Origin of the sequence: Bradyrhizobium sp. 62B, from assembly GCF_030272265.2 — a bacterium.
Taxonomy (GTDB): Bacteria; Pseudomonadota; Alphaproteobacteria; order Rhizobiales; family Xanthobacteraceae; genus Bradyrhizobium.
In genome coordinates, this window is record NZ_CP092842.1 from 664,858 (window position 1) to 687,565 (window position 22,708).

Below are 22,708 nucleotides of genomic sequence, written 5' to 3' on the forward strand. Positions count from 1 at the left end.
GCCGCTACGTTCATTCAATTTCACCCAGCAGCAGCGGCCAGATCGCAGCACCGCCTTTTGCGCAAACGAGATGTCCGAGCCGGCGCTGCCAGAATGTCTCGTTACTGAACTCATCGCGCCACGACCAGAGGCGGCGGATGAAATGATGAAGCACGTATTCCTTCGTGAACCCTATCGCTCCGTGAATTTGGTGCGCCGTTGCGGCGATGTGACCCGCCGCCTCGCCGCAACGCGACTTGGCAACCGCGACAGCAAGCTCCTGCCCAGCCCGCCCCCACGAACCGGCGGCCTGCTCGGCCGCGGCCGAGGCTGCAGCATACTCGGTCGCGCAACTGGCAAGCATGTGCTGTACTGCTTGAAACTTGCTGATAGGGCGGCCGAACTGCACGCGCTCTTGTGCATAGGTGATGGAGACATCCAGCACGCGCTGCATTGCTCCGACCATCTGCTGAGCACGCATCAGTGCGCCGAGTTGGAGGACATCATCGATCGCCCGCACATCGATCGGCAGAACTCGCTTTGCAGACTGCTCCAGAGTGAGATCCACCGTCACATCACCCCTAGGTTCGTTGGCGATGCTTTTTCGCGAAATCGTTTCGAGAGCCGATGCCGGCAGGAGAGCTATTGAATGTCCCGCCCGTCCTTCGACAACGGCGAGTAAGTGTCCATCGCTGCACCAGGGCGCCCTAGTGAGCTTTCCGTGTACGCGCAGACGACTGCCCGCGGGCTCGACACGAAGTCTCCCAGCCCGTGGTGAAGCGAACGTGACCTGCCCCGGGACGGGTTGCCCACCAACTCGGGTCCAAAGATGAAGGGACACCATGGTCTCAGCCAGAGGCGCGGGGGCTGCATGATACCCGCACAGCCGAATGAGGAGCATGCCTTGGGCAATGTCGAGCCCGATGCCTCCCGCATCTTCCGGCACCATGGCCGAAGGCAGGCCCAATTCAGCGAACTTGCCCCAGAGCGCCGGAACCGCGTCGCCCCGCTCGATCGCTGTTAGTCGCTCAACGCTGACCTCCGAGGCCAGCAGACGGCCCACCTGCTCAGTCATTACCCCGGCGACCTCGTCACGCTCGGCGGAGCAGCTCTCGTCGACCTCCTGCTGAACGGACATTTAACGCACTCCCAAGCCACGCGCGATTACTCCGCGCATGATTTCCCGCGTCCCGCCGCGGATCGTGAAGCCAGGTGCGAAGAGACGCGTTTCGGTGTAGCAACGGCCATACTCATCGTCGTCCTCGGAGCTTGGCTGCGCCTCGATGAGACGACGGGTGATCTCCGGGACTGACTGCTCAAGGCTGGTGCCGAGATCTTTGACGATGGCCGCCTCGAGATAGGGATCGACACCTTGGGCCAGCAGGCCAGCCACACCGGCCGACATTCGCCTCAATGCAGACAGGTGAGCGAAGAGACGCCCGATCTCGACGGATTGCAGCGCGTCGGGGCTGCTCCCGATTCGATCAACCGCGTTGAGAATGAGCCGGAAATCGGACATGTAGCGGTCAGGCCCTGAACGCTCGAAGGACAGCTCGTGATTAACAAGCTTCCAGCCCTCCCCGACTTCCCCCAAAACGGCATCGTCCGGGACAAAATAATCCTCAAAGTGCACTTCGTTGAAGTCATGGTGGCCGCAGAGGTTGTAGATAGGCCGGCAAGTAATGCCCGGTGCCGAGGTGTCGATCACGAACTGCGTCAGTCCCTCATGCCGGACCCCGCCCGGCGGCGACGTTCTGACCAGCGCGATCAAGATGTGCGCGCGATGCGCGCCCGACGTCCAAATCTTCGTGCCATTGATGCGCCATCCTCCGGCGCAAGGCGTGGCCCGGGTCTGCACGCTGGCGAGATCTGAACCGGAGTTGGGCTCGCTCATGCCGATGGCGGCATAGCATCGCCCTGCCGCCATCGCAGGAAGATAGGTGCGTTTGACCCTCTCGCTTCCGAATTTTAGGATCTGTGGACCCGTTTGGCGGTCGGCAACCCAATGCGCAAAACAGGGGGCGGAATGGGCCAGCATTTCCTCGATCACGACGAAGCGCTCGAGGTGCGTGGCGCCGGCCCCACCATGTTCCTTGGGCCACACCATGCCGATGAAGCCAGCGTCGCCAGCCCGTCGTGTAAAATCCTCGTCCCACGTGTTCCAGCTCGATACTTGGGGATCATAACGGCCCGCATCGAGCTCGTCGCGCATGAACGTGCGGATGCGGCGTCGAGCTTCGACAGCCGCAGGCGGTAGCTCAAGCGATCCAAAGCGGAAGTCGGTCGACATTCCTCAGCGCTCTCCCAATATGGAGTCTTATTCAGTTTGCAGGACGTCTTATTGCTGGAAAGGCAGGAGAATAAATCTCAAAAGCTCGCACGCTGCGTGCGAACGATTGGCATGCAGATGATCGGCGTCCCGCCCGCGAGCTCGCCGACTCGGAGCGACTCGCGTGTTGACAGCAGGTTACAGAAGCTGCCGGCGGGCACAAACTCAACTCACGCGATAAGTGGTGAAGCCGCCGGAGTCACCACCACATCGGAGGATTCTCGACAAAAAGGTTGCACCCGAGCTCTCGGGCCTCCGAGACATGAGCGGTCGCCGAGCCAGCCCTTGCAATGTTACGGAGATGCCTCGATCGAGGCGAAGTCGCAGCAAGCGGATGCGGCGGGAAGCCATACCGACGGATCACGCTGCGGTGCAGCGGCCGCCCTCGATCAGACGATCCCTGCGCTTTAAGCCTTCGAGCGTCGCCACCGCGACCGCGCAAAGACCTGGTGCGACTGCGGGTGGCGTCCGCGGAAGCAGAGATTACCGGCGTCATCATGAACGAACCGTCGCCGTGGCGTCCTTTCATCGCCCATCATCTCGGGGCCGCCGACGACGATGAGAGGCTCCGACCCCGACATGATCGCAGCAGCAGCCATGTTGACGCTGGTGAGGCACGAACAGCAGAATCAATCCACCGCCCGCTCTTACATCGTATCCAGCATCTAGCGCGGACATGCGCCCGAGGCCGCCGCTTTGCTGGTCCCGTGGTGATCTGGTACCCAAGCTGATATCGTCCACATCGGCGTGGCGATGTCGGTGTGGTCGGCGAGCGGCCGGAGTACGGTGGCGCCAAGCTGCTATGGAAAAATTTTCGGAGAGCGCACCCCTTCTGGTCTTGCCAATGCCAATGAAAGACACCCCGCCCAGCCTCTGACTTTGCCGTGCGCCATCAAGTGAGGTCGAGGGTAATAAAACCGAAAAGAGCAGGGACATTTGTCGCGACAGCGACGACAATGCCGGTAAAGGTGATTGGCGCCATAAACGCACCTCGTCAAGCGTCTGAATGTCTACTGCCCTGAGGCGACATGTTCACGCACTACCACTAATTTCTACCGACGCGCATCTGGTATTTCCGCAAGGGTCCAGCAAAAATCATGTCCTCGACTTTGTCTTCGACGAACTGGTGCTGGTTCGCATCTGAGAGCTTCGAGCCACCAGGAGCGGCGATGCATACACGCTCGGGTCGGAGCATAACAACGGTGTCGGGTGCGTCGGGGTCTACGTTGAAGGCGTTACCTTTGAGGAGTTGGCTCGCCCAGAAAATTGCAACGAAGCGCGTGGCCGGTTTGTCGTGGAGTCCATCTGGCGTATCTATTTGTTCAATCCGTCCGTCGCGAATGACAACGATGCAGCCTGATAGTGTGAGCGCCTCATCCTGGTCGTGTCTTATGAAAATAGTAGTCTTGGCGAAGTCTCTGTGAAGATTCTTGACCTCCACCTGTATCGCTCGCGGTGAGTTCAGTCGAGAGCTCCGAGTGACGCATCGAGGAGCAAGATCAGCGGATCGTCGATCAGCGCCCAGGCAAGCGCAACGCGCTGCTGCTGTCCGGTACTCAATTGCGCCGGCATGCGGTCGCCGAAGCCCTGAGATGTACGCGCTCAAGCATCCGGCTGACACACGTGGCCCTCTCCGCGGCCTTGACGCCGCGCATCGACCTCGATGCTCGGACGGTTACCCGATCTCCCGCACTGCGCGATCGCTTCCGACCCGAGGCAACCTCGATTTCGAATGTCGCCATCAAGCTGGCGCCGCTCGACGTCTACGATGAGCTGACTTCCGTCAGCATAGGTCGGCCCCACTCGAACCTGCGCTAGGAACGTTCCCCGAGTTGTCCGCACACGGAACGGCGCGTTGCAGCTGATTTCGTTAACAGGCGCTTTTCGAGAATCACGACATTTTTGGGGCAGGGTCTCTGAAAGCTCACGAACATGAGCCGCTGGGTTGCACTAGCGCGCACACTAACTTGATATGCATACCCATGGTATCTAGTCTCAAGAATCCCAGCCATTCAATCCGCGTCATACTCCAGCAGCGCGTTCTCCTGCGAGAGGGGCCGCCGCAGTCATACGTGGAGGCGTTCTCGTCAAATCCCATTTGACGCAGTATCAGCACCAATGTGCGTAGCCAGTCGATCCCCGCGACTGCAATACTTGTCTTCCGGATTGCATCTTAGTCGTATCGCTCCGGCGAGGGCCGCCTTGCGCGCTGAGGACGGAGGATGAAGACATAGGCGTATGACTGACCATACGCCTATTTCGAAGGTCTCCCGATTGGAAGTAGTTTCGACTGGCGCGCGCCGTCGTTGGACAGTGGACGAGAAGCAGCGGATCGTTGCTGAGAGTTATGATGGTTCCCGGTTGGTGTCGGCGACGGCGCGGCGCAACGGGTTGTCCACGAGCCAGTTGTTCACGTGGCGACGGTTGGCGCGCGAGGGTCGGCTGGGCGGGGATGCCGCGCCATTGCTTGTTCCTGTGGAGATCACTTCGACACCAACTCCGGCGTCGGCCGTTGTCGCGCAGACAAGGCCATCGCCGGCTAAAGAGTGCGCGAAGGGAGGCATAATCGAGATCGAGCTTAGCGGCTGTCGGGTCCGCGTTGACCGTGACGTGGACACTGAAGCACTGCAGCGGGTCCTCGAGCTTCTGAGGCGGTGATGATTCCGATCCCAAGCAACGTCAGGGTCTGGATTGCCACCGGTCACACAGACATGCGCCGCGGCATGCAAAGCCTGGCGCTCGCGGTCCAGGAGAGTTTGAAGCGTGACCCGCATGCGGGTGATCTCTACATCTTCCGCGGCCGCCGCGGTGATCTGCTCAAGATTCTTTGGCATGACGGGTTAGGCATGTCGCTGTATGCCAAACGCTTGGACCGCGGCAAGTTTATCTGGCCTGCGACGTCGGGAGATGCGGTATCGATCTCAGCGGCTCAGATGGCTTATATGCTTGAGGGCTGTTGTTGATGCCCCTACTTTTCACGGTGATCCTCCCTCAGATCAATCTGCGCGATACGATGATTTCTCAAGCTGCGAATGGCCTGCAACGCGTTTGTGTTGTCAGGAAAGAGGAAGCGGCCCGAAGCCTCTCGGGTGGTCAGGATGCTCCCTCGCTTGAGCTGAACATAAATCCATTTGACGGGTATCCTGAGGCGTTGTGCTAGTTGGGTTACTGACAAATGGTCGGCCACCGCTGACCACCGTGTTCGATGCCGCACCTTGAGGCGGTGTTTGAGACGAATGCGCCGGACCGTGATCGGCAGAACTTTGTCAGCCTCCCATGGCGAGTGATGTCCTTCCTGCGTCAGAATGCGCGCGATCTCATCGTCGTAGGCGCCATCCCGCGCCAATGCGCATATGCGTTCTATCATCTCCTTGTGACGCGGCAGCGCAGCCACAGCATTCACAGGTAGGGTGACTACAAGCTCAGTGGTCGCGCCGCCGCGCCACACAATGCGCACCTCAGCCTTGTCCCGAGCACAGCGGCGCATCACCACCTTCTCGATCAGACAGCGCAAGAGCGCCTTGCGGTGGTCCCTGCGGGTTGCGGGGTTGTCCCATAGCGCCGGAAGACGATTTCCAAGGGCGATTACCTTGGCACGCAGATCGTGAGGAACGCCCAAGGGTTCATTGGACTTGTGCATCGTGCGCTGGGCTAATGCCTCCTCGGCTCGGCGCAGCTCCGATAGAGCGGCTTCCCACCGTCGTTCCAGTTCGCCTGTCACGAGCCGGTTATCGGGATCGGCGCGATTGAACTGGCGCTCGGCGAGGGCTGCCTGATAGCGAAGCCTCTCAACCTGCTGCTCTTCAGCGTGCCGCAGGGCTCTTTCGGACTGCAGATGGGTCTTGCGCGCTTTGGACAACGCATCGATTTCCGCCGGTGCCACAGCTTCCAAGAATGCCGCCGCAACCTGTGCGTCGATCGGTGCGGCGCGCAGGTTCTGACATTCCGGTGCGCCACGCTGGATTTTCAGATGATTGCAGACATATTGACTGCCGCCCTTGTAGCGCACGGCCATCTTGTGTCCGCATTCGCCGCAATAGGTGATGCCGTGAAGCAGGGCTGCCCCGTCGCGCGGGATTCCGCGGCTCTTGATGTGCTGGTATTCCGCACGATTGTCGCGCAGCATCGCCTGGATCTTCTCGAAGGTTTCCCAGTCGATATAGGCCGGGTACTTTTCCCTCACCACGATCCTCCAGTCCGTTCCACGACGCGGAGACTTTTGTGGACGCTCTCCCGGTATTTTGGACGGCTTCTGCCAAGTCCTTCCATAGACAAAGGCGCCTGCATAGGCCGGATTCTTCAGGATCGCCGTCACGGCCGACACCGTCGCAGGCTGCCAGCGCAGATCGCCATGGCGGTCGAGGCGAGGCAGTGCCAAGCCGCGGCCAACAAAGGCCCGCATCGCTTGCGCGGCGGTCCGTACTTTCAGGAAGGTCTCGAAGAGCAGCGACAGGCGCCCCTGCACCTCGAGATTGGGATCCTTGGTGACCACCCCTGAAGGGTCGCGGACAAGGCCCGCCGGCAACTGCACGACCAAGTCACCGCGTTCGGCTTTTGCCATACGCCCAGTGGTCATCCGGCTTCTGATCGTGTGCAATTCCAGCTCTGAGATCGTACCTTTCAGGCCGAGCAGCAGGCGGCCATTGGGTGTCCCAGGATCATAAACGCCATCCCGGTCGGCGATCAAACAATGACGGTGCCCGCAGACATCAAGTAGCGGGTACCAATCCGAACAATTGCGCGCCAGGCGCGTCACGTCCATCGATAGGATAAGGCCAACCTCACCAAGAGTGACGCGGGCGACCAAGTCCTTGAAGCCTTTCCGGTGCGCTGCGCCAGCGCCGCTCTGCCCAAGATCGCTGTCAATCACATCGATGTCCGCCTCGTGCCATCCGAGTTCGCGAGCACGCTGCGAGAGGGCGTACTGAAGCTTTAGGCTTTCTTGATTGGTGATCACTTGGTGTGGCGTCGACTGCCGCACATACACCACTGCTTTGCGGTCCAGGTGATCCGGCTTGACGAGTTCCGAGCCCATCGCTCATCTCCCGCAGGACTTGGCCGAGATCCTCTGCGATCGCCTGCCGGAGCGCTTCCGGCAGACTGCGCCAGACCTCTCGAGGTTCGATGGGCATGTGCCCCCGCTCTCTTCGGCCAACGCGATTAAGTCCTGCAGCGCGTCGAGGCTCAGCTTGGTTGGCGCGGCGCGCGGCAAGCCGTTCCGCTCAAGATTCGTCGCCCCGAGCGGCAGAAGAAGCGTGAGACCGAATCGGTAATGTACACGCGCAAAGAGCTCCTTGCACGCTCCGCGTGTTGTCGTCTCCTTGCCGATCGAGATTAATCGATAGCGCCGGCCATAAAGCGGATGACGCGGATCAACGACTTCCACCTCTTCGGAGGTGGCCACGTCATCGTCACTCTTATGGGTATCTCCCGATGCCCTCGCTGTCCGGGATCGATTGGCGCAATCCGCAAGAAACCCAGCGCCCGACGCGGGTCGGATAATCGTTTTGGGTTTGAATCTGATGCTCGATCTGATTCAATGGCTTCATGACATCGAAGCCGGACGATCTTCCGTCGGATCTCGCGAGCGCCTACCTTGCGCTGCTGGCCGAGCGCGAGGCGTTGCAGGCTGAACGCGATGTGGCAGTCGCGGATGCCGCCAACGCGCGGGCGGAGCTGTCGGACAGCGAGGTGCTGATCGCTCATCTTGAGCTACGGATCGAGAAGCTCAAACGCGAACTGCACGGGCCGCGCTCCGAGCGCACGGCGCGGCTACTCGAGCAGTTGGAATTGGAGCTCGAAGAACTCGCCACCACGGCGACCGAGAATGAGCTGGCTGCGCAGGCTGCCGCCGCAAAAACCCAGAGCGTGAGCGCCTTCACGCGTAAGCGGCCGGTGCGCAAGCCGTGGCCGGACGACATCGAACGTGAGCGCGTCGTTATCGAGGCTCCAACGACCTGCGCCTGCTGCGGTGGATCGCGCCTTGCGAAGCTAGGCGAGGATGTGACCAAGACGCTGGAGGAGATTCCGCGTCGCTTTAAGGTCATCGAGACGGTACGCGAGAAGTTCACCTGCCGTGATTGCGAGAAGATAAGCCAGCCGCCGGCACCGTTCCATGCCACGCCGCGCGGCTTCATCGGTCCGCAATTGCTGGCGACAATGCTGTTCGACAAGTTCGGCATGCATATCCCGCTCAATCGCCAGAGCGTGCGCTTCAAGGCTGAGCGGATCGACCTGCCGCTGTCGACGCTGGCCGACCAGGTCGGCCACGGAACCTTCGCCGTCATGCCGTTGTTCCAGCTGATCGAGCGTCATGTGCTCGCGGCCGAGCGCCTTCATGGCGACGACACCACCATCCGGATCCTGGCGAAGGGCAAATGCACGACCGGCCGGATCTGGACGTATGTGCGGGATGACCGGCCGTTCGCCGGGCCTGCGCCGCCGGCGGCGGTCTATTATGCCTCGGGCAACCGACGGGGCGAACATCCTCAGAGGCATCTGGCCGCCTTCGCCGGCATTCTGCAGGCGGATTGCTATGGCGGCTTCGAGCCGTTGTTCGATCCAAAAAGGAAAGCAATGCCGATCACGCCGGCATTTTGCCTGGCCCATGCGCGGCGGGGATTCTTCGAGCTGGCTGACATCGAGAAAGCCGCCCGGGAAGGCAAGGGCAAACCGGTCTCCCCGATCGCGCTGGAGGCGGTCAGGCGTCTTGACGCCCTGTTCGAGATCGAACGCGCCATCAACGGCCGTGGTGCCGACGAGCGGCGTGCTGTGCGCCAGGAGCGGAGCAAGCCGCTGCTCGACGACATGCACGCCTGGCTGCTCCGCGAGCGAGAAAGCCTCTCCCGCTCCGCCGAGGTCCTGAAGCCCATGAACTACATGCTCAAGCGCTGGGACGACTTCGTCCGCTTCCTCGACGATGGCAGGATCTGCTTGACCAACAATTGCGCTGAGCGTGCATTGAGAGGCATTGCCTTGGGAAGGCGCAACTGGACCTTCGCTGGCAGCCAACGTGGCGCCGACCGTGCCGCTATCATGCTGACGATGATCACGACCTGTCGCCTCAACGACGTCGATCCCAAGGCTTGGCTCGCCGACGTCCTCGCCCGGATCGCCGATCTTCCCACCTCGCGCCTGCGCGAACTGCTGCCCTGGGAATGGAAGCTCCTGCACCAAGCCGGCAAGTCCGCCGATCAGCAAGCCGCCTGACCTTCACGCAACGCCATCGTAGAACTCGCCGTGCTCGCGCGCATGCGTCAATCAGGCGGCCTTCGTCGTATGCGTACACACGAGGAGGCCTTCGGCTGGATCAAGACGGTCGCGGGGCAAGAGAAGACCCGCTTCCGTGGCCGTGATCGCGTCGCATGGGCCTTTACCTTCGCTGCCACCGCCTACAATCTGGTGCGGCTGCCCAAGCTGATAGCGGAGACCGGCTGATGGCCAAGGTGCCCGGCTTCGCCAAGGCCTTTGTCGGCCGCTGGCGCATCGTCGAAATGGACAACTGGGACAGCGACTTCCTCGATCTTGTCGAAGAGGCGCATCTCACCTTCCAGGGCAAATCCAATGGCGAAATCGCCTTTGGGGCTCTCAAGGGCTTCCTGGACGTGCGCTACGGCACCCGCTACGGATCGGCCTGCGCGGAGTTCTCGTGGGAAGGGCACGACGAGAATGATCCCGTCTGCGGTCGCGGATGGGTCATGATCGGCACTGCAGGCAGGCTCGTCGGCCACTTCTACATCCACAATGGCGAGGAGTCAGGCTTCGTTTGCGAACGCGGCTGAGTTCTTCAACAGCCTGCTAGACCTCAGGAACGTCCGGTTGGCAAAGGGGTGCGTCGTGGCCACCGACCAGCGTGCAGGCGATAGGGTTGGAGGATAATGCGAGCCATACTGTATGGGTCTGGCACACGCGCGCGACTCCCAGGGCCGACTTTATCCACCCTGCGACGAATCTATTTGGAATGTGGCTCAGCCGCCGCTGCGGTTGCGCTTGTGCTGATGCCACGGTTCAAGCCTCAAGAGTTGTTGCGGCTGATAGAGGCGAGAAGATCGACACATCTCGATAGTGCCAACTCTCAAGACGGCAACAAGGCCCCGCCCCTGGGTCCTCGGCTTGAGACGCTGGCAAGAATTCGTTGCGGCCACGGATCGTTTCAGCCGCAAGGAGCTTGTTTGATGATTCGTGGTCGACGAAGTGTTGAACACGTCGTCTCCGCGCCAACTGTGGCGATCCGGTGCAGCGAGTAACTGCCAGATGGACATACCATATTCGATTGGGGTGTGAAGTCGGACTAACTGAACGTTGCACGGCTAGCATCTTGGTAGACCGATTTGACTAAACAATTGCTTTGCCCATCTCGAACGGAAGCTTCGCGGAGCCTCAAGAGGAGTTCTATCATCAATCCCTCGCGAAGCTCTAAGGTCCTCTTTATGCCAGTCGTGGCCACTCACTCATGCGTTTGGCTCGACGCCTAGCTCCTCTCACTCTCGCGGCACGTTAATTGCTGCGTCGCTTGGAGAGTCTGCAAACCTGCAGACGACTGTGCAGAGGCGGAACGCACTCTGCCTGCGCACACTACCATGGCAGAGGAGTTGAAGTTGGACCGCAATATATCAGGAGGGGCCTGCCGCAAGAAGGATCTGTACGAGCTCGGCGAAGTTCCACCGCTCAGGCATGTTCCCGAACGTATGTACGCGTGGACCATACGGCGCGAGCGCCATGGGCCGCCAGAGAGTTCGATGCTGGTAGAAGTGGTGCCGACTTGGGGGATCGCCGAGGATGAAGTATTGGTAATGGTTGCCGCTGCAGGTATCAACTATAATGGAATTTGGGCGGCGCTGGGTTCGCCGATCTCCCCCTTTGATCTGCACCGATGCTCCTATCACGTGGCCGGATCGGATGCGGCGGGAGTGGTTTGGGCGGTAGGAGCAAAGGTGCGCCGGTGGAAGGTTGGGGACGAAGTGGTCATTCACTGCAATCAGGATGACGGGGATGATGAGGATTGCAATGGTGGCGAACCGCTTCTCTCACCTTCCCAGAGGATCTGGGGATACGAGACGCCGGATGGCTCTTACGGCCAGTTCTGCCGCGTGCAGTCACGGCAATTAATGATGAAGCCAGCGCATCTAACCTGGGAGCAGGCCTGTTGCTACACACTAACGCTTGCAACTGCTTACCGGATGTTGTTCGGACACCCACCGCACATCCTAAAGGCTGGCGACTACGTGCTGGTTTGGGGTGCTTCAGGCGGGCTCGGGGTGTCTGCAGTGCAGCTTGCCTCAGCGTGTGGTGCGAATGCAATCGGAGTTGTTTCCGATCGTACTAAGGCCGACTATGTAAGATCGCTTGGTGCAAAGGGTGTTGTAGACCGTACTGAGTTTAACTGTTGGGGCGCTATGCCGCCCGTAAATTCATCTGAATATGGATCGTGGCTCAAGGAGGTGCGGCGGTTTGGAAGGGCAATCTGGGATGTTACTGGGAAGCGCGATATCGATCTCGTGTTCGAACATCCCGGTGAACAAACATTTCCCGTCTCCACGATTGTCGTGAAGCGCGGCGGTATGGTGGTCTTTTGCGGGAGCACGACAGGTTTCAACCTTACCTTCGATGCCCGCTACATCTGGATGCGTCAAAAGCGAATTCAAGGATCCCACTTCGCGAATCTGAAGCAGGCGAATGCGGCAAACAGTTTTGTGCTCGATGGCCGTATCGACCCGAGTATGAGTGAGGTCCTGCCGTGGGAAAACATTGCGCGAGCGCATACGAAGATGTGGAAGAATAAGCACAGGCCCGGGAACATGGCTGTTCTCATCAATGCGCCGCGAGTCGGACTACGAAATCTAGAGGAAATTGCCAAATCTGCGGCTGCATTGCCTTAACGCACTTTGCGGAAAGAGTTGTCCAGGCGCTCAGTTCTCCTATCAGGGAGGGGCAGGTTTGGGAGGAGGTCGGTCACGACCTCGAACGGCAGACGCGCGACAATGCCGGGCGATTGCACAGCGATCGTCTTTGCTCCGGCCCGCCTGGCAGCTCGTCTTGCTAACCTCAGGACAGGCTGCAACCTGTTGGACCGTCTGCGGATACAGGTAAGCCTCCAAGGATAGATGCCTTGGGGCTGGCCCGATAATTGAGAACTGTATGTATGGACAGCCATACGATCAGTATGCTGAATCGACCGGAGGTGGTTGATACGGATTCAATAGCTCTTGTGGCTTGGCGTTGGAAACGCCGCTGCCGGCGGCTGTCCGCCCACCGGATCGCCGGATGCTGCCGCTGTTACGATTGAGTGTCTTGGAGCACGAGCGAAGGTTGCGCGGAATGTCTGGGGATGCCGTCCGAGTGATGTGCTTGTGGGATTGCGCCGGACAGGTTCATGCTGACGGCTCCCAGCTGAGGGATTTACATTGTGACCTGACCTGTAGACGTAGGTACAGTGCGGGGCTCAATGCCACGAGGTCCTCGTTCCTTGGGTACGACGAGGGTGCCGAGAACTGGGCGTTGCTGGCTTCGCGACGTCCTCGCACGCTGGCTATGCCTCGTACGCTTCGATGTTCCGTTCGCTATCGAGCGCGAGATCAACGAACCTACCCTCATCGTTGCATGAGTGCGCTACAGATTCAAACCCCTCATTAGCGAAGATGGCCTCAAGAAGCCGGCGACGCTCCAGCCGCTTGGCCTAAAGCGACATGCACAGCCCATTGTGCAAAAGCAAGTGTTTCAGCTTGTTGCAGTATTCCGCGGAACACTCGAGGTCGCTGCCATCCAGAAGGAGTGGGTGAGTTCTGAACGCGTCCCCTTGGTAACTTACCTTAAGGGATAGGGCTTTCGGGTCGTTTCCGCTACGTTTGCCAAGATGCTTTTGCAGAGCCGAGCTATGTCGCTGGCCTCATGTTCCGCAGTAATGCAAATCCTAATACCCGACACATCTTGCCTCTTCGCTGGGAGAGCGGTTACCAGAAATCCATCAAAGAGAACTCCATTCGCGACAGAGAGCGCATTCGCCTCCGATTTGATCGCAACCATTCTGAGCGGGAGTGAATTGCCTTGCTGCGCGGTCGCGATGCAACTGTCGAACAGTGCCAGGCGATCCGCCAAATACATCTGTCGCTGACCAAGTTCCGCCGATCGGTGGATCTTGCTCGATCCGAGCGCCGCGCCGATAGCTGCTGGACCCGGTGTCGAGGAAAAAACATGTGGAATTGAGCGCATTTTGAAGAGCGTTTCGTGCCGAGCCTCGCCGAGCATCAAGATTCCGCCTGATGCGCCGAACCCTTTCGCCAAAGAGGCTGCCACAATCGTTCGCTCCCCGAGTAATTGCGGCATCTGAGAGCGAGCGAAACCCTCACCGTGAGTCCCGAAGAGAGAAATGCCGTGCGCGTCGTCAATGTAAAGAAAGAGCCCGTAACGTTCTTGGAGCTGATGAAGTGCAGCAATCGGTGCATTCTCCGCGAAGGGGCACACGCCATCACATACATAAGCGACCAACGGATGTTTACGGCACAACGATTCGAGAGCATCCATATCGTTGTGCGCGATTGTTTCTACCTGTGTTCTATCAGTTATCATCGGCTTGTGATAGGCGAGCGAAACGTGGGCAAGGCTGTCGAAGGCGACGACGGGCTTCCGTCCTCCTGTTAATTGTCCCGCGGCTAGGATGGGCATGGCTCCCATATTCGCAAGCATTGCGCTAGAAGTGACGAGCACCCGCGCGCAAAAAAGCGTAGACAGGGTTTCTTCAAGCTCTCCCATAAGGTCGACGTCAATGCGAGCGCGGCCGGAGGCGCGCTGCGCCTCAATTGCCTCAATTGCGGTCGCGATGGTGAGCGGATGCCTGTCCAATCCAAGGTAGGAGCATCGCGCAAAATCGATTGCATGGCGACGACGGTTACGGAGACTTCCGGGCCCAGCAATGCAGGCTTCGGTGGCAGCGCCCGCATCGCCAGTCAAAGAGCCGCTCATCCGAGTTGCATCGAAAGGCGCTCCGCCGTGCTCGATCACGTAGGCGGGATTGCCAAGGTACTCAGTCCAGGTCGCCATCCGCAAACTCTGTTAGCATTGTCATTCGGTGTGTTCGTGAACACGAGATACATTGTTCCGCCGCGCACGCATCGCATAGGGCCGAAGCCGCTCTAAACACTGTTCATCGGCATCCCAGTCGATCGAGCCAGCCCGCTTCGGCGGTTCATAGTGTTGAGACGATTCGAAGATGTCGCGCGAGCTGTCGGAAGACCAGTCCGCGAGCACGCTATGAGCTGCAAGATCCGCGTCAGCGCCAACGTTTCGCGATCGCATCGTAGGCTCCCGCAAGTGGATCGCTTGCGCTCATCAGCTCACGTTTAATCACCTTATTGCTCGAGGTGGTCCTAGGAAGCGCTGGAATAAAGGTGATGTAACGAGGCACCTTGAACGGGGCAAGGCTGGAACGGGCATGCTTAAGGATCCGATCGACTGCCAGATCGTCTGGAGTGACGCCGACATTAAGCTCCACGCAAATCTTGACCTCCTCACCACGCTCTAGATCTGGAACGGGTACGGCCGCCACATCCGCAATCTCAGGTAACTCGCGGATGATTGCCTCGACCTCTCGTGCAGCGATGTTCTCGCCCGAGCGGCGGATCATGTCTTTTGTGCGCCCTACCAGCCAATAGAGTCCGAGTTTGTCGCGGCGCATCAAATCGCCGGTTTTGAACCATTCGCCATCAAATAGGGAAGCATTCGCGTCAGGTTTATTCCAATAACCTCTGAAAAGTCCGCGCCCGCTCACCCACAGCTCGCCGACCTCCCCCACCATTGCGGGGCTGCCATTTCCGTTCATTAATCGGAGGACCCGAAATGGCGCCCGAATGCCGACCGACCCCGGCTCGGCGAGGTCGTCGAGTTCGTTCGGCATTCTCGTCCCAAAGCCGATTTCCGTCATCCCATAAGCATCCTGCGTGGCAACCCGAAAGCGCTTCCGAAATCTACCGATCGAATTCGGACTCCAGCCCCAGTTGATGGTCTGCTTAAGGCTTGTCGTCCCGTCTTCGTCATCCACCTCGGCGCGCCGTGCGACGAGCTCCGGAAACTGGCACCATTCGATCCGGTACTGCTTAACCCACCCTAGGAAGCGCGTGGAGCTCACATGAGGAGCCAAGTAGAGAGTACCCCCCTGTCGATAAGAGCTCAGAAGATGCCACTGCGGATCAATGTAAAAGAACGGTTGCGCAGATAGATGTCTACGATACGACTGGCCATCCCAACAGGCCCACTGGTATGAGCTCACGCCCCAATAGTCGTGAGTCAGCATGCATCCCTTCGGGAACCCAGTTGTTCCAGAAGTAAATTGAATGCTCAGAAGGTCGTCTGGGCGAACATCCTGATGCGTGGGACAGTCGTCGATGCCTTTGAGCAGCTCATTGAGTGTCATCGCAACTCCGTCGGAACGCTGGTCAACAAGAACTACTCGTTGCTTGCTGAGAGATCGCGGCCAGGGCTGCATCCTCGAAAATGCGGACCATGAGGGTCTGTCAACAACGGCATATTTCGCACCTGTATCAGTGAGAACATACTCGATCTCGCGCGGCGTATAGCGCACATTGATCGGGACCATCACGGCACCGACTTTTGCAAGAGCGAACCAGAGAATAGGAAATTCTATGCGATTTGATAGCATCACGCCAACGCGGTCACCCTTTCGTAATCCGAATGCAAGCAGCGCATTTGCATATCTGTTGGATGCTCTATCCATCTCCGCGTAGGTTGCACGTTCGCCGCGATCGAAGACGTCGATTGCGGTTATTGACCCGTGAGTCCTCGCTCGGAGCGAAACGAGCTCACCGATGGTGATCGTCTCGTAGGCGGACTCCAGTGCGTCAATATTGCGCAAGACATTTGAAATGCGTGCGTCCTTCTGAGTTTGTGGGATGTTCCTGCAAATCATGTATCGTAAACCTCGGACTTGAGCGAGAGATCATCTATGACCTCTCTAGGACGAGCTGAAGCCGCCTTGTAACAAGATTCCCTTGCGGCGCGTGGCGCAGCACGTTCTCACAAAAGCAAATGCAAGCCCGCGTCCGCGCGTACGCATTCTCCAGTCATGTTGCTTGATAGGGGGCTGGCGAGGAAGCAGACGAGCTGCGCAACATCCTCGGCGCTTGATGCAATTTTGAGCGGTGCGCGGGCCGCAACGGCATCGCGCACCTGGCGCGCCTTTAGCTCGCCGCGCCCCTTGATGTACCAAGGAGTGTCGATGTAGCCGGGGCAAACTGTATTGACGCGAATTGCAGGCGCCAACGCACGCGCCAGCGAGGGGGTCATTGCATTCAAAGCGCCTTTGCTCGCTGAGTAGGCAACTGAGGAGCCATCACCGTTAATGCCGGCAACAGAGGATACATTCACCACGGCAGAGGGCCGTCTCCATATCTTAGTGCTCGTTTCAAGTAGCGAGCGAGCGGCACGTATCATCTGGTAAGGCCCGATAGCATTGACGGCATAAATGCGCTGAAAATCGTCGGACGACAGTCCGTCGAGATCGTCGTGCGATACATGTTTCGTTGTTCCGGCGTTGTTGACAAGTACATCGATCCGTCCCCAGGGCGCAGCAGCCGCGACGATTTTCCGGCAATCCTCATCGTATGATACGTCGCCCTGCACTACCGCGACGTTGGCCGCGCCGGCGTCAAGGCACGCGTTAGCGGTTGCTTCGGCCTCGTTCTGACTTTTTGAATAATTAATCACGATATTCGCCCTATCCTTCGCCAAAAGGTGCGCGATGGCTGCTCCGAGTCCCGACGCTGAGCCCGTCACCACGGCGCATAAGTTGTTCTTCCACATATTCCTCTCCTATGCATGTGCAGTTGACGGAAGGTAGTCGCGTCGACTCAAAGAAGCAGAATCAATTGAAATTGTGAGGAGCCGGATATGGTCACTTCCAGGTTCGAATCGTTGGTTGACGATGATCCGGGTAAGCGCGACGTCTCACGACTGACTCCTGAGCTCCAGTTTCTGGCGGACCTCGTCCGAGGACATGACGCGCACCCCGATCCTCTCGAGGATCTGCACCGCATGGTGCACGAGCTCGGCGTTGGTCGCTAGCCGCCCACGGGAGAGGTAAAGGTTGTCTTCCAATCCGACCCGGACGTTCGCGCCAATCAATGGTGCCAACGCTACATAGGGAAATTGCATCCGTCCAATCGAGAAGGTCGAGTAAACGGCGCGTGGCGGTAGGCGATGCACCAGCGCCATTAAGGTGGTCAGGTCATCTGGCGCACCGTAGCGGATTCCCATGCAGAGTTGGATCAACGCCGGGCTATCAATTAGCCCTTCATCGATTAAATCGCGCACTAGGACCAGTTGACCCGTATCGAACACCTCGAGCTCAGGGCGAACGCCCAGTTCTTTTACGCGTGAGGCCATCGCGCGGAGCGTCCCTGCAGTGTTGACCATCACATATTGGCTCCCGGCGCCCCAGTTCATCGAACCGCAATCCAGCGTACAAATGTCTGGGTGCAGCTCTTCGACATGCGTGAGCCGCTCGCGTGCGCCAGCCATATCTGAACGCGTCAGGTTCAGCGGCAAAGGAGAGTCCGCATCACCTAGCACGAGATCGCCACCCATGCCGGCGGTCAAGTTGATGATCGGATGAACGTCCGATTTCCGAATGCTTTGCACCACGGTCCGATATAACGCTAGTTCGCGCGAGCCATGCCCCGTTATAGGATCCCTTACGTGTATATGCACCACCGCTGCGCCCGCGCGCGCGGCCTCAATTGCGGACTGTGCAATGTGGTGCGGAGTCACTGGCACGTAGGGGCTACGCTTGACCGAACTCCCAGATCCCGTTACTGCGCAGGTGATGAAAACTTCCGAGATCATTAAACCGTTTCCTTGGCTTCGGAGACCGTCTTTGAGTGAACTTGTAAGCATGGAACAAACAGCAACTGCCTCCCGGCTGCTGGATGAACTGCGAAAGCGGTGCAAAGGCTTTGGCGGCCGCATTCCGACTTCAGCAATTCGCGTGCCGATCGCGGGCCTACTATAGCCCGTGCAAAAGAGATCGTTTCTTCGTGCGCCAGGGTCCGACATCATGTAGCTAATGCGACGTGGAGGTAATGACAAAACTGGATGCGTCGTTGACGTCGATGCTTGCTGCGCAGGCTACCCAGATAGGAAGAAGCGTCGCCCAAAAAGCTCCGCGGTTTCCTGGCCGTCTCGGTTGTCAGATGATCCGTCCGAGCGTGGGCCGCAGCACCGCACTTGCAGAAGACTCCTGCACATGCGTCATACCCTGTGGTGACACAGGCCTAGACTCTTGACCAGGTCGCCGCGGCGGCCCCGGAAGTGTAGAGATCGCCGGCATGAGGATGGCGCTTCAACCTCTCCTGAACCTAGAGAGCCAGGCTTTGTGTGCCGCGACGCATGTCGGTGTGGCCATTGGCGATCCAGACCCTGACGCCGCTCGGGATTGGGATCATCGCCGTCTCAAAAGCTCGAGAACCCGCTGCAGGGACTCGGTGTCTACGTCCCGGTCAACGCGCACGCGACAGCCGCCATCAAAGCGATTCCGGTGCCGGCGCAGGTGTGATCTCGCTGGGAACAAGAGCCGGCACGACATCCCCGCTCAGCCGGCCATCGCGCGCCAAACGGCGCCATGTGAACAATTGGCTCGTAGACAACCCGGTGCGCCGCGCCGTCACCGATACCAATCGTGGCCCACTAGAACTCTCGGCGACGAGCCGCTGCTTTTCTTCCAATGTCCACCGGCGTCGAGCGCTCGTCGAGACCACTTCTTTCGGCAGGCCTTCGACATAGGCGTATCATCAGTCATACGCCCAGCGTCTTCATCCTTCGTCATACCGCGCAAGGGGGGCCTCGCCAGAGCGATAGGGATAATCGGTAAATCGCGAGAGTCAATCCGCTTCCAGGTCCCATACCGGCCAGCGGGACCATGTTGGTAGTCGACGCGCTTTGGCGCACGGCCGCCGAACGCCAGTCGCGCGACGAAGCGTTCCAGGCTGCTCGATAGCTGCGACCTTGCCGCCAACACGGGAATCTCATCTGTTAGGCGCGCAAGGCCAGAGCGTGGTAATCGGCTGGTTCTCCGTCTATTTTGCGAAGGCGCGCGGGCGGCTACTTGATGGCCTTCAGGCGCCCTACGCTCAACCTGCCATCGACGCTGACAGGCACGTCGCCGTTGACGGTAGCGCGACGAACGACGCGATGCAGACTACCGTAATCATTGACCGCATAGTGCTGCGTGGCGCGATTGTCCCAAATGGCAAGATCGCCTTCTTTCCAATTCCAGCGCACGGTGTTTTCGGGCGCGGTGATATGAGACTGGAAAAGATCGAACAACTTATGCCCGTCATACTTCGGGATGCCAACAAAACGCTGCGCGTAATAGCCGAGCACCAGGGCGCGCTCGCCGGTCTCGGGGTGGACGCGTACGACGGGATGTTCGGTCTCATAGATCGTTCTAGTGAAGATCTCGTCGAAATACTTGTTATCGGCCTCGCTAGCGCTCGCTCTAACGCGGACGTTGTTGGTGTGAACGGCCCAGAGATTGTCGGCAAGCTGTTGCAGCGGCGACGGGAGGTGAAGATAAGCCGCGGCCGTGTTTGACCAAATGGTATCGCCGCCGAATGGTGGGATCACGACAGCTCGCAGTACTGTAATCTTGGGATAGGCCTCGACAAAGGTCCCATCGCTGTGCCAAAGGTCGACACGGCTACCTGCGAAGGCGGAATCGAGCTCAAGGATCGATGCCGTGCCCTTGGTAGCTCCGATCGTCGGATGCGGCACAAGGTTTCCAAAGCGAAGAGCAAAACGCTCCTGCTCGGCGTCGTCCAGATGACCTTGGTCGCGGAAAAAGATGACCTTGTGCTCGAGCAGTGCGCTGTTGATCGCGGCGATCATCTGGTCCGGCAAATCACCTGACAGCCTCACGTTCCGAATTTCGGCGCCGAGTCGCGCAGCACGTTTGACGAAGTCGGCAGGCGGAATAACACTATTGATCATGGCAGTTTCGCTCGTCATGGTATTCTCCAAGTTAGGAGTGCTCGTCATACATCGTCTCTCTTGCGTGAGTTGTAGCAAGCGCCGTGCCTGTCGAACATTCGAACCTAAGCCATTCGCTTGAGCAGCTCATCCTGGACCCGACAGCGGCAGCCATCTGTTTCGAGATATTCTGGATACGTTGTGCGCCATTGAGACGCGGTCAACCCCAAGGCCCTCGCTGCACGAGGGCACCCTGGAACTGCGGGCAGGCGACGCGAGCATTTAGTTGGACGGGACGGCAAATACAGTATAGTCAAACCCTTATGGAGAAGCGTCGACGCCGAAACCACTTTTTCGCACGTTGCGCATGTTGCAGTCGGACCTTCGACAACTTCGTGCGGGAAAGGACACTATGGTCAAAGCAGTGGTCCGGTCGTAATGCCTCCGCCGGGTCTTCATGGATGGGCGCCGGACTGGCCGGAATTACGGCCATACTGGAGACCGAGGAGCAGGCGACGTTTTGTTCAAATCAAAACCAGACAGACGCCGCCCGAAGCACCTGTCGACTATGGCCAACACATAAGCGCAGTGGTGTAGTGGAAGGAGCACACGATGAGCAGCTTCTGAAATCCGACGCCGGCACCAGGAACTCTGCGAGCCGGAGCCGCGGTCCCGCGGCCGCTTTTTGCGGGCCGAGTTCGTCACAGTACCGGCGTTCATTCACTGCACCGCACTGCGGAAGCCGTTAAGCGCGCTGATGTTGAGCGCGTCGGCCCTGAGGTCGCCGCACTTCGCGTCATCTTCGGGCTAGTGTTTTAAGCACGGCTTGAGGGCGACAGACCTTACAAGAGTGTTTTGGCAGGCCAGACCGTTGAGCACAGCGATGTAGAAACCCGGACAACGCGCAGCTTCATTCCATGCTGCTAGCTAAACAATTTCTCTCTGCTCAGCTACGCCACGCAGAGAAAGTTGTGACTGGCGCGCACACGGAAAGGGTCGCGCCTGCCTTGTTTACAGCGACCTCTCGCGGTGGTTCACGATGAGGGCCGCTCCATGCGTTCAGGGTACGCATGCTGTTGATGTTCGGAATAGCAGTCGCGGTTATAGAAGGTCTCCGTATTGGAAGAGCCGATGTCCATGCCGAGAAGCTCGCGTTGGCCGCCACTGTTTGACCAGCACCGCAACAGTCACCAGATCTAGACGCGACCATTCTGGCGCACCTGACCTTGCCCCTTGGACATAATCCAGCTTGAAGTTCGTTCTGGCCCACGACAAGGACCAGAACATGAAGCGCAGCGGCTTTTCGGAAGAGCAGATCATCGGGATTTTGAAGGAGCACGAGGCCGGCGTTTCGGTCGCCGACCTGTGCCGCAAGCACGGCGTCAGCGACGCCAGCATCTACAAATGGAAGGCGAAGTTCGGCGGTATGAGGTGTCGGGGGCCAAGCGATTGAAGGCGCTGGAGGACAAGACGATCCGGGCGAACGATGGCGGCCTTCGCCAGCGTATGAAGGCGATCGCTCATGAGCGCCGCCGCTTCGGCTATCGGCGCGTGCATGTCCTGCTCAAGCGGGAGGGCTATAGGGTCAACCACAAGAAGCTATTCCGGCTTTACCGGGAAGAGAAGGTTGCAGTGCGCCGCCGTGGCGGCCGCAAGCGCGCCATCGGGACTAGGGCGCCGATGATGGCGCCGATGGCTCCGAACGACCGCTGGTCGCTCGACTTCGTGTCGGATCAGCTGACCTGCGGCCGCCGCTTCCGCGTCCTCACCGTGGTCGACGATTGCACCCGCGAGTGCCTGGCGCTTGTGGCCGATACCTCGCTCTCCGGCATCCGCGTGGCGCGGGAACTGGACCGGCTGATGATCGAGCGCGGCAAGCCGAAAATGGTGGTCAGCGACAATGGCAGCGAGCTCACCAGTAACGCCGTCCTGATATGGGCGGATCAGAGCCGGGTCGCATGGCGCTACATCGCACTAGGTAAACCCATGCAGAATGCCTTCATCGAGAGTTTTAACGGCCGGCTGCGGGGTGAACTGTTGAACGAGACGCTGTTCACGTCATTGGCCCAGGCTCGCGTCGCACTCGGAAGCTGGCGGACCGATTACAACGATGCACGACCACACTCGCAGCTCGGATGGAAGACCCCCTCCGAGTACGCCTTCGCCTGTCATCCGCGTCGGGATCTGGCGCTGCGCTATGCGGAAAGCTCCGCGCCAGCTCCCGTCGCTCTCACTGCCCAATCGGGCAAACCCGACCGCCAGGGCGAACTCAGGATTGGATAGAACTTGGGGGCACGGTCACACCTTACGCAAGTGATGTCGATCTAGAAGCAAGGCTGGTCGCGGGTGGTCGGGCGGCGAGAACGATTCTGGGCTCTCACTACTATAGGTCGGCTCGCGTGGTTTCCTGGAGTTGCCGCTCATTTC

The 22,708-nt window shown here is 59.3% G+C and carries 16 protein-coding genes and 2 pseudogenes; 7 read left to right on the forward strand and 11 right to left on the reverse strand.

The annotated features are described in order from the left end of the window. Positions 1–10: 10 nt before the first annotated feature. The 4 genes from ML401_RS37985 to ML401_RS38000 all read right to left on the reverse strand — a co-directional run bounded on the left by ML401_RS37985 (position 11) and on the right by ML401_RS38000 (position 3,880). On the reverse strand, positions 11–1,117 hold the full coding sequence (locus ML401_RS37985) for an acyl-CoA dehydrogenase family protein (protein WP_285812944.1): 1,107 nt from the start codon (positions 1,115–1,117) through the stop codon (positions 11–13). Then, positions 1,118–2,269 carry an acyl-CoA dehydrogenase family protein gene (locus ML401_RS37990; protein WP_285812945.1) on the reverse strand — a complete coding sequence of 384 codons (1,152 nt, stop codon included), beginning with the start codon at positions 2,267–2,269 and terminating at the stop codon, positions 1,118–1,120. It lies immediately after the preceding gene. Positions 2,270–3,353: 1,084 nt separating this feature from the next. Continuing rightward, complete coding sequence (locus ML401_RS37995; RefSeq protein ID WP_285812946.1) at positions 3,354–3,749, reverse strand: hypothetical protein; 396 nt, start codon at positions 3,747–3,749, stop codon at positions 3,354–3,356. Positions 3,750–3,769: 20 nt separating this feature from the next. Continuing rightward, positions 3,770–3,880, reverse strand: a complete 111-nt coding sequence (locus ML401_RS38000) for an ATP-binding cassette domain-containing protein (protein ID WP_285812947.1) — start codon at positions 3,878–3,880, stop codon at positions 3,770–3,772. A gap of 666 nt (positions 3,881–4,546) precedes the next feature. Between ML401_RS38000 and ML401_RS38005 the strand changes: the two genes are divergently transcribed. Both ML401_RS38005 and tnpB read left to right on the forward strand, forming a co-directional pair. Continuing rightward, entirely contained in the window at positions 4,547–4,966 is a 420-nt protein-coding gene (locus ML401_RS38005; protein WP_285812948.1) for a transposase, read from the forward strand. Further along, the gene (gene tnpB / locus ML401_RS38010) at positions 4,966–5,271 is read left to right on the forward strand and encodes an IS66 family insertion sequence element accessory protein TnpB (RefSeq protein WP_285812949.1); all 306 of its coding nucleotides are present in this window, start codon (positions 4,966–4,968) and stop codon (positions 5,269–5,271) included. The genes ML401_RS38005 and tnpB overlap by 1 nt, the downstream gene beginning before the upstream one ends. A gap of 5 nt (positions 5,272–5,276) precedes the next feature. Here tnpB and ML401_RS38015 read toward each other — a convergent pair whose 3' ends face one another. Next, a complete protein-coding gene (locus ML401_RS38015; protein ID WP_285812919.1) occupies positions 5,277–7,343 on the reverse strand; it encodes a recombinase family protein in 2,067 nt (688 codons plus the stop codon). 512 nt (positions 7,344–7,855) lie between these two features. Here ML401_RS38015 and ML401_RS38020 point away from each other — a divergent pair. The 4 genes and pseudogenes from ML401_RS38020 (at position 7,856) to ccrA (ending at position 12,186) form a co-directional block, all read left to right on the forward strand. Beyond that, a complete protein-coding gene (locus ML401_RS38020) occupies positions 7,856–9,517 on the forward strand; it encodes an IS66 family transposase (RefSeq protein WP_285812918.1) in 1,662 nt (553 codons plus the stop codon). A gap of 81 nt (positions 9,518–9,598) precedes the next feature. Continuing rightward, positions 9,599–9,745, forward strand: a pseudogene (locus tag ML401_RS38025) (IS5/IS1182 family transposase); the annotation flags it as partial. Beyond that, positions 9,745–10,089 carry a hypothetical protein gene (locus ML401_RS38030; RefSeq protein WP_285812950.1) on the forward strand — a complete coding sequence of 115 codons (345 nt, stop codon included), beginning with the start codon at positions 9,745–9,747 and terminating at the stop codon, positions 10,087–10,089. The pseudogene ML401_RS38025 and the gene ML401_RS38030, both read left to right, overlap by 1 nt. A 798-nt stretch (positions 10,090–10,887) precedes the next feature. Continuing rightward, positions 10,888–12,186 carry a crotonyl-CoA carboxylase/reductase gene (gene ccrA / locus ML401_RS38035; RefSeq protein WP_285812951.1) on the forward strand — a complete coding sequence of 433 codons (1,299 nt, stop codon included), beginning with the start codon at positions 10,888–10,890 and terminating at the stop codon, positions 12,184–12,186. Between the two features lie 925 nt (positions 12,187–13,111). Here ccrA and ML401_RS38040 read toward each other — a convergent pair. The 6 genes from ML401_RS38040 to ML401_RS38065 form a co-directional block, all read right to left on the reverse strand. Next, positions 13,112–14,344: an aminotransferase class I/II-fold pyridoxal phosphate-dependent enzyme gene (locus tag ML401_RS38040; RefSeq protein ID WP_285812952.1), complete on the reverse strand. Its 1,233-nt coding sequence runs from the start codon at positions 14,342–14,344 to the stop codon at positions 13,112–13,114. A 229-nt stretch (positions 14,345–14,573) separates the two neighbouring features. Beyond that, positions 14,574–16,226, reverse strand: a complete 1,653-nt coding sequence (locus tag ML401_RS38045; protein ID WP_285812953.1) for a class I adenylate-forming enzyme family protein — start codon at positions 16,224–16,226, stop codon at positions 14,574–14,576. 107 nt (positions 16,227–16,333) lie between these two features. Next, a complete protein-coding gene (locus ML401_RS38050; RefSeq protein ID WP_285812954.1) occupies positions 16,334–17,119 on the reverse strand; it encodes an SDR family NAD(P)-dependent oxidoreductase in 786 nt (261 codons plus the stop codon). Between the two features lie 144 nt (positions 17,120–17,263). Next, positions 17,264–18,160, reverse strand: coding sequence for a 3-keto-5-aminohexanoate cleavage protein (locus ML401_RS38055; RefSeq protein ID WP_285812955.1), 897 nt, complete (start codon positions 18,158–18,160; stop codon positions 17,264–17,266). Between the two features lie 677 nt (positions 18,161–18,837). After that, positions 18,838–19,071: a transposase gene (locus ML401_RS38060; protein ID WP_285812956.1), complete on the reverse strand. Its 234-nt coding sequence runs from the start codon at positions 19,069–19,071 to the stop codon at positions 18,838–18,840. Positions 19,072–19,414: 343 nt separating this feature from the next. Beyond that, complete coding sequence (locus ML401_RS38065) at positions 19,415–20,320, reverse strand: TauD/TfdA family dioxygenase (protein ID WP_285812957.1); 906 nt, start codon at positions 20,318–20,320, stop codon at positions 19,415–19,417. A 1,246-nt stretch (positions 20,321–21,566) separates the two neighbouring features. Here ML401_RS38065 and ML401_RS38070 point away from each other — a divergent pair. Continuing rightward, a pseudogene (locus ML401_RS38070) lies at positions 21,567–22,564 on the forward strand (IS3 family transposase). Positions 22,565–22,708: the final 144 nt, after the last annotated feature.

Bases quoted from the DNA above. Each gene is read 5' to 3' on its own strand.
- ML401_RS37985 (WP_285812944.1), bottom strand. From the start codon at position 1,117: ATGTCCGTTCAGCAGGAGGTCGACGAGAGCTGCTCCGCCGAGCGTGAC.
- ML401_RS37990 (WP_285812945.1), bottom strand. From the start codon at position 2,269: ATGTCGACCGACTTCCGCTTTGGATCGCTTGAGCTACCGCCTGCGGCT.
- ML401_RS38000 (WP_285812947.1), bottom strand. From the start codon at position 3,880: ATGCCGGCGCAATTGAGTACCGGACAGCAGCAGCGCGTTGCGCTTGCC.
- ML401_RS38005 (WP_285812948.1), top strand. From the start codon at position 4,547: ATGACTGACCATACGCCTATTTCGAAGGTCTCCCGATTGGAAGTAGTT.
- tnpB (WP_285812949.1), top strand. From the start codon at position 4,966: ATGATTCCGATCCCAAGCAACGTCAGGGTCTGGATTGCCACCGGTCAC.
- ML401_RS38015 (WP_285812919.1), bottom strand. From the start codon at position 7,343: ATGGGCTCGGAACTCGTCAAGCCGGATCACCTGGACCGCAAAGCAGTG.
- ML401_RS38020 (WP_285812918.1), top strand. From the start codon at position 7,856: ATGACATCGAAGCCGGACGATCTTCCGTCGGATCTCGCGAGCGCCTAC.
- ML401_RS38030 (WP_285812950.1), top strand. From the start codon at position 9,745: ATGGCCAAGGTGCCCGGCTTCGCCAAGGCCTTTGTCGGCCGCTGGCGC.
- ccrA (WP_285812951.1), top strand. From the start codon at position 10,888: ATGGCAGAGGAGTTGAAGTTGGACCGCAATATATCAGGAGGGGCCTGC.
- ML401_RS38040 (WP_285812952.1), bottom strand. From the start codon at position 14,344: ATGGCGACCTGGACTGAGTACCTTGGCAATCCCGCCTACGTGATCGAG.
- ML401_RS38045 (WP_285812953.1), bottom strand. From the start codon at position 16,226: ATGATTTGCAGGAACATCCCACAAACTCAGAAGGACGCACGCATTTCA.
- ML401_RS38050 (WP_285812954.1), bottom strand. From the start codon at position 17,119: ATGTGGAAGAACAACTTATGCGCCGTGGTGACGGGCTCAGCGTCGGGA.
- ML401_RS38055 (WP_285812955.1), bottom strand. From the start codon at position 18,160: ATGATCTCGGAAGTTTTCATCACCTGCGCAGTAACGGGATCTGGGAGT.
- ML401_RS38065 (WP_285812957.1), bottom strand. From the start codon at position 20,320: ATGACGAGCGAAACTGCCATGATCAATAGTGTTATTCCGCCTGCCGAC.